Source organism: Actinomadura sp. NPDC023710 (assembly GCF_040639875.1).
Classification (GTDB): Bacteria; Actinomycetota; Actinomycetes; order Streptosporangiales; family Streptosporangiaceae; genus Spirillospora; species Spirillospora citrea.
Genome location: NZ_JBFAGB010000039.1, coordinates 29,833 through 40,669 on the forward strand (window position 1 = coordinate 29,833; position 10,837 = coordinate 40,669).

Here is a 10,837-nt window from a genome sequence, read left to right on the forward strand (position 1 = left end):
CCCTGCGTGCGCGGGAGCGCAAAAAGGCCCAGTGGTCGCGGGCCGACCTAGGACAATTCGGCCACCCTTGATGGCACGAGTTGACACCCTGACCATGGGCTACTGCGTACCATGAAGATCACCGTGCTGTCCCGTCAGCTCCGCCGGAACGGAGGTGACTATGCCAGCCATTGGACGTGTGAGCGCTGGCCCGATGCAGTCGGGTAGGCGACTCCACTGACGTCACGCAACTCAGGGAAAGTCCTGTATGTCCGTTTGTGCAGAAGTGCTCGAAACCAGGCCCGCGCCACGCTAAGAGCCCAGGTCGCGGAGTGTGCTCCCCGCGCACGCGGGGATGGTCCCAGGGAGGCGCCCATCACGCACCCCCGGCCTGGGTGCTCCCCGCGCACGCGGGGATGGTCCCCCGCGTGATCTGCTCGCACGGGGCCAAGTCCTGTGCTCCCCGCGCACGCGGGGATGGTCCCCGGCCCCGCGTGATCGAGTTCCGACGCATGACGTGCTCCCCGCGCACGCGGGGATGGTCCCCCGTGCTCGATCACCAGCTCTCGCAGCGTCCGGTGCTCCCCGCGCACGCGGGGATGGTCCCTGCTCCCGTGCTCGCCAAGGGCCCGGTAGCGAGTGCTCCCCGCGCACGCGGGGATGGTCCCTGGCTCGACGTCTACCTGGACCACGGCGCCATGTGCTCCCCGCGCACGCGGGGATGGTCCCTCCAGTGACCACCGGGCAGACACCAACTCCGCGGTGCTCCCCGCGCACGCGGGGATGGTCCCCAGCGGGCCGCGCGCCCGGACCGGGCGATGTTGTGCTCCCCGCGCACGCGGGGATGGTCCCGGATGGCACGTCGGCCCCTCCGACGAGTGGCCGTGCTCCCCGCGCACGCGGGGATGGTACAAGGCATCCGCGCTGGTAGGTGGAGTGCTAACCGCGCACGCGGGCGAAGGTCCTTACCTCGCCAGGAGCAAGTCGGTCCGCTGCCTACTGCTCACCGCAGACGTGGGGATGCTGACAAGTTGCACAGCGCGTTGGGTGCGGTCAGACCCTTACTGGCGGACCTCCATGACCGTGGCTACCTTCGTAGTGACCGGCGGGAACGGGGGTAGCGGTGCGTGGTTGCCCAATCGGTGTCCGGTGATTTGGTGCTGTGGTACGGCCTGTCTTGTCCATTTCGGCGAATCGTTTCCTGCGGCCAATTAAAGTATCTCCACAGCTTCGAGTTGGCGGAGTGCTGGTAGATCTATGTCATCACGGGTGCCGATAGCTTCGCTCAACTCGTGAAGTGGAGTGGTTGGTTGAAGCGTTTATGCAGTTGTTTGAGCTCGTGAGAGCCTTGGTGGGTGGGACTGGGAAGTCGACTGCGGCCAGCTTGGGCTGATTTTGCTCGTGGAAATTGGTCGCTCGACGGATGATTAGGCCCACTTCCTGTGGGGCGGGGTGTGGGGAGGTGAGGTCTTGGATTGCTTGGCCTAGTGTTGTGATTGCCTGGCTGCCTTTAGTTTTGGCGGCGTCGTAGCGGGTTGATAGTTCGCGTACTGATCCTGGCGCGCGTGGTAGATGGGTGGGGTACTTCTTGTGCCGGTTCACTGCGCCTATTGCGGCTGCGTCGATGATGGCGGCGTGGTGGTGTGCGGCGAGGTTGTTGCAGGCTTCGATGGTTTTGAGAGTGGTTACGGCGAGGGTGGCTGCGTGGTGGAGGTCGGGGGCGAGTTCGTGGGGTGGTTTTAGTCGGCCGGATGAATGAGGGCTTGGCGTCCACGCCGGGTCGGCGTGTATGAGACGGCCCAGGCGGATGATGAGGTCGCTGGCGTCGGTGGCCGGACCGTTGGCGGGGTGGCCGTAGTGGCCGATGTGCTCGTCCCAGCGCCGGATGACGGTTCTCCAAGTGCGACCAGTGCGTTGGACGTCTGTTGCGGCCTGCTTGAGCGCAGGTAAACGGTCATATTCGTGCAGTTCGTTGATTCGGTGGATCAGTTGGTGGACGGTTTTCGAGTCGAGGTCGCAGATGATGGCGGCTGCTCGCGCGAGGTAGCGCCAGGTGGTTACCGAGGTACTGGTTTGCGGGTTGCTTAGCCGCTGGATGCTGGCTTCAATGCCGGCGATAGCTTGCGTGACGTCTTCGCCGACCGCAGGGGGGATGCGGCCCGGCGTGTGCAGGGGCTGTACGGCGGTGATGGGCGGTGAGGTCTGGTTCTCGCTGTAGATGTGGGAGAGGAGCGCGGCCTTCAAGAGCAGAACGCCAGCCTCGTTGGTGGGCGTAGGAGTGCGCCTGGCTAGGTGCCCGACGGTGGAAGTGTGAACGCTGAGCTGTTGCAGGAGCGAGCGGGCGCTGTCAGCAGACGCGATCACGCCTGCGGTCGCCGAGGTCGCCCGGTCATGGCTTGCGGAGAAGTGCGTGGACAGCAAGTCCAGACCGCAGCCCAGAGCGATCGAGGTGGCGCGGAGTTTTTGAGCCAGGGCCGACCGTGGGGTTTCGGTGTCTGTGTGTGGGCCGAGAAGGTGTTCGGCTTGCTGGATGAGGTTGCTGGCGCGGCGGGCGCCGACCCGTACGCCGGCACCGGTTGGGTCAGGGACGCCGAAGCCGTCAGCGATCTCGTTGTGGTAGCGGGCGAGGACGTGGGCGAGGCGTGCCAGTTCGGGCAGCGCGCTGCGACTGCGGATGTCTCTTTCGAGGCGCGCCAGGTGGAGCTGGTTTCGGAGGTCGGTGAGGTGTTCGTTGGCGAGTGCGGTCATCTCCCCGAACGTGGCCATGGGCGGCTACCGGAGTGCGTCGCGTAGGCGTCCGGCGTGCAGGGCGGCTTGGAGGCACGCCATTTTGTCGTCGGGGTCGCTGGCCAGTTCGGCGGCCCGGACGAGGCTCTGGGAGGTCTTGCGGGCGAGGTCGAACAGGGCGTCGGCGGTCGCGTTCTGGCCGGTGTGGTCGTCGGGAAGCTTTGCGCGCAGGGATGGGGCTTGGCGAAGTGCCTGGTGGGCTTGGACGGCTTCGCCCTCAGCCATGCCCCAGGCGATGAAGCCGTCAGGTGATTGGGCGGCGTAGGCGGTGATGACGCGTTCGGCGTGGGCGAGGTCATTCAGGGCGCTGTTGAGGAGTTCGGTGAACCAGCTTTGGCGGATGTCCTGGTGCTGGCGTTCGTGCGTCATTGCGGTGTCCTCCGTGTGGACGGCTGGGTTGGCCCGTGTGCCGGCCGGGTGGCGGCGGCACGGTTTTGGTTGCAGCGGCGATGCGATGGGTTATTCGGGGCCTGGGGTGCTCCAGCCGGGTGGTTATGCGGTGGGAGTTGAGCCATGGGCCGAGGGAGGCGGCTGCTTGTGGTCGGGTGCGTCCGGTGGTGCTGCGGTGAGTCTGTGGTTGATGCCGGTGGGGAAGTCCGCGACGGCTGCACGGGTGTCGGGCTGTTGGAATCTGGCCGCGGTCGGGCGCGGGGCGAGTTCGTTGTGGATGCGGGACCCGGAGATTCCGCTCCAGGAGCTCATTGCGGCCAGCAGTCGCTGGCGGTCGTTTTCTAGCTTGAGGCGGGTTGCCTCAGGAGCGTTCGGAAGCTGCTTGGCGATATTGAAGTACAGCTGTTCGGCTTGGTCGGGATAGCGCACGGTGCCGAGGATTGTCTCGGTCGGTGGGAACGCAGGCGCGGGTTCAAGGTGCGTGGCCGCCTCGGCATAGATGTAGGGAATGCCGGGGACCGTGACGAGGTAGGCGGTCGCGTCGATGGAGCCTGTGGTCTGCCAGCCGATGACGGTTCCGCAGTAGTTGTACTGGCGAGTGAGGCGTACCTGGTCGCCGGGCTTGTAGGGGGCGTCCTCGGAGACCTCTTCGGCGTTGAGGGCGCGGCCGGTGCTGACGACGCCGGAGAAGCTGATGCCGTGGTGGTTGGCGTAGTGCTCCAGATCGCAGACCAGCGCTGCCAGCAAGGCTTCGGTATAGAAGGGGTCGCGTTGCAGAAGCGAAGGCTTGCCTGGGAAGGCCTCCAGTTCGTAGGCGGTCAGAGCGTGGGTCGCGCGGTCGATGCGCTTGGTGTAGTTAGGCACGGGTCCTACTTCATTGCCGCGTGAACGTTGCCGGCGTGGTGGGCGGCTCTCAGACAGGCCACTCGATCGGCTGGGTCGGTGGTTTTGGAGGCGACGTTGAGGATGGCTTCGGCCACGACCATCACCAAGGCGGCGATGGATTCGGCGAGTTCCGATACGTCGGTGTCTGACATTGAGCGGTCTGGCCAGGTGAGGGTGGGAGCGTCGACCAGGGCCCACCAGGCGTCGCTCGCCTCGGCGAGTGCGGTTTGGTAGGCGTCCTCGGGTGCGGTCTGGGCCAGGACCGTGGTGGCGCGCTCGATCAGCTCCATGCCCATGAAGGCGGCGGCGAGGAGCGCGGGAACTGAGTCGGCCGTCTTGATCTGGCGGGCGGCGTAGTCGAAGAAGTACTTCAGCGGGACCTCCGAGTTGTTGACGCCCACGTCCAAGGCGTGTGTCTAAAAGCACTGAGAAAAATCATCGTTGCTCATGATCAATAGGCCAACGATGGAAGCGCGTGTCACGATGAGTTTCCGCAGGTGGCAGTGGCCCTATCGGTGGCGGTCGGTGCGTCTGCTGGCGGAGGCGGTGGGGTGAGGAGTCGTGTGGGTGCCAGGGCGGTGCTCTGCGAGTCCTTGCTCCAGCGGTATCGGGAAGTCCTGTGCTGCGAGTCGGCCGGGGCTGAGCGCTGTGTCCGCGACTGGGATCTCGGCCTGGGACGTGGTGAGTCGTTGTTCCACCTGAGCCAGGAGCAGGTCGGTGACGTCACGAGTGTCCATGCCGTTCCAGGCCACGAGGGCATCCAGCAGGGCATGGCGATCGTTGAGGTCGTCCTGGTTGGGTGGGATGCCGTGGAGGTCGGCCCGCCCGATCCGGGTCATCACCTCGACGAGGGCGTCTTCAGCCAAGAAGGGGTCACTGATAATGCCCTTTGTGGTGGATGTGTCCGGGAAGGTCGACGCTTCTGCCAGTTCGGTGGCGAGGATGCTCTTGCTGCCGGGCTCGCCCAGGAAACGAACGTAGTACTCGGTAGGACCGTCATGAGGGACGTAAATTCCGGTGACGCCGCCCCTGGTCGGTCGACCGAGCAGAGCTGCCTCGTCGGCGGCCGGCCCTTCGAGCTGGACGACCGAACCGATGGCGTAGACGTCGGAGCTGTTGCGTTCGCTGAGGTAGTGACCGTTGGCTTGAGCGAGGACGTCGTTGAACTCCAGACCCCGGCGCTGGGCGTAGTGCATCAGGTCGATCAGCAGGTCGCCGAGGAGCTCTCGGGCGTGGACGTCGTTGCTGCGATGGTCGAAATGCTCGGTCTCCTCGAAGAGGGCCTGGAAGGAGTCCAAGGCTGCGGCTCCGAACTCGGCGAACTCTTCGGCGCCGGCTTCGGCCATTTGGCCTCCAAGGGTTCGAGTTAGGTGGCATGGGAGGCGCCGGTGAGGTTCTAGGGGTGGTGCTTGCGTGGGTTGTGCCGGTTGTCTGGGCTGGGCCTTGTGCTAGGCGGTCGGTCGGGTGACGGCGAGGAAGTTGGACCTTGGGGGAACTCGCTTGCGGACAGCTGCGCTGCAGGTCGTCCTCGCCCTGGCGGAGGCAGCTTCTGAACGGCGGCCAGTATGCGGTCGTGGAGGTGGCGCATGATTGCGTCGGGCTGGCCGCCGGACCAGGTCCCCAGTCTCATGGTCAGCTGTGCGAGGTCGGTGAGCGCCTGCTCGTCGGCGACGAGGCCGCTGGCAGCGGCGCGCTTGAGCCGGACGCCAATGTCGATGATCGTCGACTCGGCTCCCCGGGCACTTACGACGACACCAGCCGTGCGGGTGGAGAGTGGCGGAAACGGATCGGCCGGTTCCAACTCGGGTGCGGTGACGTGTAGACCTTGGTGGATGCCCGGCACTCGGACCGTGCACTGTGCGCCACCGTTTGGTGAGGCTGTCAGTGCGGTGATGAAGCCGCGCCATAGCGGAAACCGCGGCTTCGCCCCTGTAGCGGTGGGCTCTTGCCGGAACTGGACCTCGCTCGCGAGCCGGAAGCGTTCGACCGGGTCGTGGGCGCGCCCGCCGCGGTCGAGTCGTTCCTGATGAAGCAGAGCCAAGGTGTCGTTCACTTTCAGGTCCCGGCGCTCGGCGTAGCGGACGAGCTGATCGAGGAGCGACTTGCTGAGCAACTCGGCCAGCAACGGGTCGGCCCGGTGGCTGGGAAGTTTGTCGGGCAGGACTTGCCGCTGGTAGGTGTCGAGCGCGTTGGCGACTGCCTCTTCATGCTCGCGCATCTAGTACCTCCAAATAACTGAGCGGGTAGGGCCGATCACGTAAGGCGGAGAGGCGGGTTTGGGCCTGGCGGCTCGGGCCGGTGGGCTGCTGACGTGGTCGGCTGCTCGCCGGCCAGGCTGGCTGCGATGCCGTTCGGGAATGCTGCTGCGGCGCGGCGAGCGACTGGTGAGCGGTGATCCGACGACGGCGGAGAGAGTCCCGCCTGGTAGCGGAGGTGGTGCAGGACCCCTTGGGGTGTCGTGCCGGACCAGGTAGCCAGGGCGGTGGCCAGCTCGTCCAGATCCGCGACCACCTCCGGAGCAGGAGCGGTGTCCGGCTTGCTCGCCTGGCCATCGAGGATCTCGATGATGGTGTCTTCGGCCTCCAGTGCGGAGAAGACGATTCCGCAGGTACGAGTCCGCACAGGGACCAGCCGGATAGCCGGTTGGAGCTGCGAGGTGATGGTGTGCTGCGGGTCGATGAGCCCCGGGACGCGCAGGACGCATTCGGCGTCCTGTCTGGAGCCGGGTGACTTCAGTTCGGTGATGAAGCTGCGGTGCTCGTCGGCGCTTCGGTCGCGGAACTGGACTTCGGTGTTGAGGCGGAAGCTGTAGCGAGGGTTGATGAGGGCCCCGCCGCGGTCGATGCGGGCTTGGAGGGCGTCCAGGAGGTCGACGACGCCCAGGTGGTTGCTCTCGCCGTAGGTGATGAGGTCGACGACCAGCGCGTGCACCAGCCCTTCGGCTTCTGCGTGGTCGTTGCGGTGCCCATGGGCGAGCTCCCCGAACAGGTGCTGTTCGTAGGCGTCCAGCGCCAGGGCAGCGGCGGCCATGCGTCCAGTCACACGGGCCTCCAGCCAGCGGTTCGCAGCGTGCGAGACGAGTTCATGCGTCCGCCGCGGCGAGGTCGTCTTGGTCGACGCCCAGCCACCAGGCGGGGACCGGGATGATGCGTGCCTGGTGCGGGGCCAGATGCTCGTTCTCAGTGCACTGGTAGAAGGGGCCGCGCGGTCCCAGCAGGACGGGGATCTGGTGGTCGAGATGGTCGCGGTACCACAGGGCCATGCCGGTGGCGCCCTGGAGCCGCATCGCCTCCCAGGAGAACCACAGGGCGGTGAGGCGTGAGATGGCTTCGCCGTGCCGCCACCATTCGGCGCACCAGCGGAATTCACCACCGAGGGTGCGCCGGTACATCGGGACGAAGTGCTGGGTCACCCAGGCGGTGACATCCGGATACAGCGGCTTGAGACGCTGGTCGTCCGTGCGCGGCGCGTCGGGGTCGGACTGGGGGTGGGACATGGAGCCTCCAGAGCCTTCGAGGTGTGCATGCAAGGGCCTTTCTTGGCGAGGGATCAGTCGATGCCGCGGTGGTAATGGCGGCGGGCGGCATCGGCGATGGCGATGTCGGCGGTCTTGATGGCCGAGTTGATGGCTCGGGCGTGCGGTCCGGCGTACCAGGGGCGCAGGCGGATGAGGGCGGGTTTGGTGCCCGTTGCGAGCAGTAGCGCGGTGCCGGTGGGCAGGGCGCGGATGTCGGCGGCTTCGAGGATGTCCTGGCGGCGCAGCGAAATCTGTTCGCTGGCGCGTCCGTCGCTGTAGGTGATGGACCGGACGGGCACGTCGTGCTGCCCGATAAGGGTCGCCAGGTCGCGGACGAGGCGGGGCGAGTCGATGCCGGCGCCGATGAGCTTGCGGGTTGCGGCGCCCCACAGTGCGGCCATGCCGGGCTCGCCCCAGACGGTGACGCCCTGCTCGTAGCTCTGCAGGATGGTGACCGGGATGATGCCGCGCGAGCCGAGGTGGGAGTAGAGCTGCGGGAGGTCGGCGATGCGGCAGATGTTGGCGGCCTCGTCCAGCGCGACGATGAGCGGCGGGTCCAGGCGTCCGCCGGCTTGTTCGGCGCGGCGCTCGGCGGCGCGCATGGTGGTGTCGGTGAGCGCGGCGATCAGCGGAGCCGCCGCGGAGAGCGACTTGGACAGCAGATACAGCGTGTCGCGTGAGGTCGCGAACGCGTCCGGGTCGAAGACCGGCAGGTCGCGGGCGGGGGTGACCCAGGCGAGGATTTCCTGGTCGCGCAGTGCCTTGGCCGCCGTCCGAGCGGTCTGATAGATGCCGTCCCGCGTCTCGACCGCCCCGTTCTGCGTACCCTTGAGCGAGGAGGCCATGAGCTGGAAGCCGGCTTTCTGGAGCAGCTCGATCGGCGTGGGGACGGCGGGCTCGTCCAGCCACTGCGCCACGTGATGGAGCGAGCGGTCGGAAGTCGCGGCGGCCAGGAACAAGGCGCACAGCAGGTCTTGTGCTGCCGGCCCCCACAGATCCTTCTTCTGCCCGTCATCGACGGTGAGGACGAAGTGCCCGGCGAGCCTGTGGGCGTCCTCGACGGTGGAGAGGCCGGCGAGCGGGTTCCACCACCAGTCTTGCGGCTGGTAGGTGATGTGCTGCGGATCGAACAGCCAGATCTTCCCACCGGTGCGTTTGGCGCGGACGGTCGCGATCGCCGACCACAGATCGGCCTTGTTACTGGTCGCGATGACCGGGCCTGGCGCCGAGAGGGCGTGCGGGATCGACTGGGTGGTCGTCTTGCCCGAGCGCGGTGCCATGAACGCGACCACGGTGTCCTCGAACGAGGCGAACAACGTCGGGCCAGAACGTTCGCCGGGGAGAAGGACGTCGCCCAGGACGAGGCCAATGTCGTCCCGGTCCAGCTCTTCTGGGGCGAACTTGGCGAGCGAACGTCTCAGCGCGATGGCCTTGCGCGCGGTCACGTCGGGTTGGAGTGCGCTCAGGCCCGGGTTGTCGGCGAGAGCGGCGACAGCATCTCCAGGCTGGGGCAGGCGCGCAGCTATGCGCGAGCAGACCACCCAGGCGCCGCTCATCAGCGCGGTAACTAGGAGCGCGAGGATGAGAAGGACCAGCGGTGTCGGTGTTCCCGGCCACGTGGTGTTGGTCTTGCCCTTGGCGAGGGCGATCGCGAAATCGGAGCCGAAGGGCATGACTGTCCCGCCCGTGGCGGCGGCGCACAGCTCGGCGGAGAACCACACAATCCATAGCACGACGATGGGTGTCCAGCAGGCGGCCAGCACCAGCCATCCGCCACCGGCGTTGGAATTCCACAGCGATGCCCGCGGCCCCAGCGCTCGTGTCATCCAGCACCTCGGATGGCCTGGTCGGTGTCGTAGAGGTCGGTTTCGGGGCCGACGAGGGAGAGTTCGACGGGTATGCCGAGGCGTTCGCCGGTCTTGATGAGGTACTTGCCGCGTCCGGGGTGGCGGGCGCCGGGTTGCCAGGAGTCGGGGGCCGACCAGGAGGTGACCAGGCGCTGTTCGGGGCCGGTGAGCGGAGTGATCTCGTGGACGCGGGCCAGTTCGCGTGGCGGGAGTCCGGTCAGGACGGTGATGGCGGAGCGGTCGGCGAAGCCTTTGGCCTTGGCGCGGTCTTCCTCGGTGGCCAGGGCGTCCAGGTCGGCGAGTGAGTGGGTGATCATGATTGAGGCCATGCCTTTGGCGCGGTTGAGGCGGGTCAGGGCGTCGGCGTGCTCGACCAGGCCGGGGGCGCCGCGCAGGGCCCGCCAGAGTTCGTCCATGACGCCGAGGTAGGAGCGGCGTGGGGCGGTGCCGAGGTCGGCGAGGGCGGTGGCGGCGTCGACCATGCCGAAGGCGTAGGCCCAGGTGCACAGCATCGCGGCGGTGAGGAGCTTGTCGCCGGCGGCTCGCACGCGGGAGATGTCGACGCTGATCGCTGGTGCGTCCAGGTTCAGTGGGCGGGTGGTGGGGGAGTCGAAGACGCCGGCGAGGGATCCGGAGATGAGGAGGTCGAGGGTGAAGATCAGGTCGCGGGTCTGGGCCCGGTAGGAGTCGGCGGAGTCGGTGCGGGTTGCTGAGCGCAGCTCGTCTGGTCCTTGCTCCAGGATGCGCAGGACGTCCATGACGGTGGGGTCGTGGGCCAGGCGTTCGTCGAGGAGGTCGATGGCGCGGCCGAGGACGACTTCCTCGGCGTTGGTGATGCGGGCTTCGCGGACGAGCGTCGCCAGCGCCAGCAGCAGGGAGAGCCGTCGGGAGCGCACTTCCCACCGCAGGGTTTCGGCGTCGGCTCCGGTGAGGCGTTGCCGTGCTTGGTCCAGGGGGCCGGCGTCGAGGGGGTTGATGCGGTCGACGCCGCGGCCGACGCGGATGACTTGGCCGCCGAGGTATTCGACCAGCAGTGTGTAGTCGGGTTTGGTGTCGCCGAGGATGATTGGTGTGGTGCCGGTGGCGACGGCGCCGGTGACCAGGCGTTTGACGAGGGTGGATTTGCCGGTGCCGGGTTGGCCGAGGACGAACATGCCTGGGTTGGTGACCAGGCCTTCGCGGAGCCAGGCCAGTGGGTCGAGGCAGACGACCTCGCCCCAGAGCTGGTGGCGTCCGATGGGAGTGCCGGCGGTGGGTGTTCCTGAGCCGGCGGTGTAGGGGTACAGGCCGCAGACTTGGCTGGTGGTGGCCTGGAACTCCGGGGCGGCTTCGACGTGCGCGGCGCGTCCGGTGCCTGGGCCGCGCCAGCCCCATGGCGGGGCGAGTGGCTCGGACATCGCTGCGGTTTCGGCGTTGGGCAAGCTCGGTTCCT

At 67.2% G+C, this 10,837-nt stretch carries 10 protein-coding genes and 1 CRISPR repeat array; all 10 genes read right to left on the reverse strand.

The annotated features are described in order from the left end of the window. The first annotated feature begins 313 nt into the window (after nucleotides 1–313). A CRISPR array of direct repeats spans nucleotides 314–944; the repeat unit is 29 nt; unit sequence GTGCTCCCCGCGCACGCGGGGATGGTCCC. A gap of 298 nt (nucleotides 945–1,242) precedes the next feature. The 10 genes from AB0H37_RS34805 to AB0H37_RS34850 all read right to left on the reverse strand — a co-directional run bounded on the left by AB0H37_RS34805 (nucleotide 1,243) and on the right by AB0H37_RS34850 (nucleotide 10,802). Next, a complete protein-coding gene (locus AB0H37_RS34805) occupies nucleotides 1,243–2,727 on the reverse strand; it encodes a hypothetical protein (protein ID WP_360616968.1) in 1,485 nt (494 codons plus the stop codon). 24 nt (nucleotides 2,728–2,751) lie between these two features. Then, complete coding sequence (locus AB0H37_RS34810) at nucleotides 2,752–3,135, reverse strand: hypothetical protein (RefSeq protein ID WP_360616969.1); 384 nt, start codon at nucleotides 3,133–3,135, stop codon at nucleotides 2,752–2,754. Between the two features lie 123 nt (nucleotides 3,136–3,258). Further along, nucleotides 3,259–4,020: a hypothetical protein gene (locus AB0H37_RS34815; protein WP_360616970.1), complete on the reverse strand. Its 762-nt coding sequence runs from the start codon at nucleotides 4,018–4,020 to the stop codon at nucleotides 3,259–3,261. Between the two features lie 5 nt (nucleotides 4,021–4,025). After that, nucleotides 4,026–4,448: a hypothetical protein gene (locus tag AB0H37_RS34820; RefSeq protein WP_360616971.1), complete on the reverse strand. Its 423-nt coding sequence runs from the start codon at nucleotides 4,446–4,448 to the stop codon at nucleotides 4,026–4,028. Nucleotides 4,449–4,550: 102 nt separating this feature from the next. Further along, nucleotides 4,551–5,387 carry a hypothetical protein gene (locus AB0H37_RS34825; RefSeq protein ID WP_360616972.1) on the reverse strand — a complete coding sequence of 279 codons (837 nt, stop codon included), beginning with the start codon at nucleotides 5,385–5,387 and terminating at the stop codon, nucleotides 4,551–4,553. A gap of 50 nt (nucleotides 5,388–5,437) precedes the next feature. Further along, nucleotides 5,438–6,259, reverse strand: coding sequence for a hypothetical protein (locus AB0H37_RS34830; RefSeq protein ID WP_360616973.1), 822 nt, complete (start codon nucleotides 6,257–6,259; stop codon nucleotides 5,438–5,440). A 35-nt stretch (nucleotides 6,260–6,294) separates the two neighbouring features. Then, nucleotides 6,295–7,071, reverse strand: coding sequence for a hypothetical protein (locus AB0H37_RS34835; protein WP_360616974.1), 777 nt, complete (start codon nucleotides 7,069–7,071; stop codon nucleotides 6,295–6,297). A gap of 52 nt (nucleotides 7,072–7,123) precedes the next feature. After that, nucleotides 7,124–7,537 (reverse strand): DUF4913 domain-containing protein, encoded by a 414-nt coding sequence (locus AB0H37_RS34840; RefSeq protein ID WP_360616975.1) that lies wholly within the window; start codon nucleotides 7,535–7,537, stop codon nucleotides 7,124–7,126. Nucleotides 7,538–7,590: 53 nt separating this feature from the next. Further along, nucleotides 7,591–9,384 carry a TraM recognition domain-containing protein gene (locus AB0H37_RS34845; protein WP_360616976.1) on the reverse strand — a complete coding sequence of 598 codons (1,794 nt, stop codon included), beginning with the start codon at nucleotides 9,382–9,384 and terminating at the stop codon, nucleotides 7,591–7,593. Next, entirely contained in the window at nucleotides 9,381–10,802 is a 1,422-nt protein-coding gene (locus AB0H37_RS34850) for a hypothetical protein (RefSeq protein ID WP_360616977.1), read from the reverse strand. The genes AB0H37_RS34845 and AB0H37_RS34850 overlap by 4 nt, the downstream gene beginning before the upstream one ends. Nucleotides 10,803–10,837 lie beyond the last annotated feature (35 nt).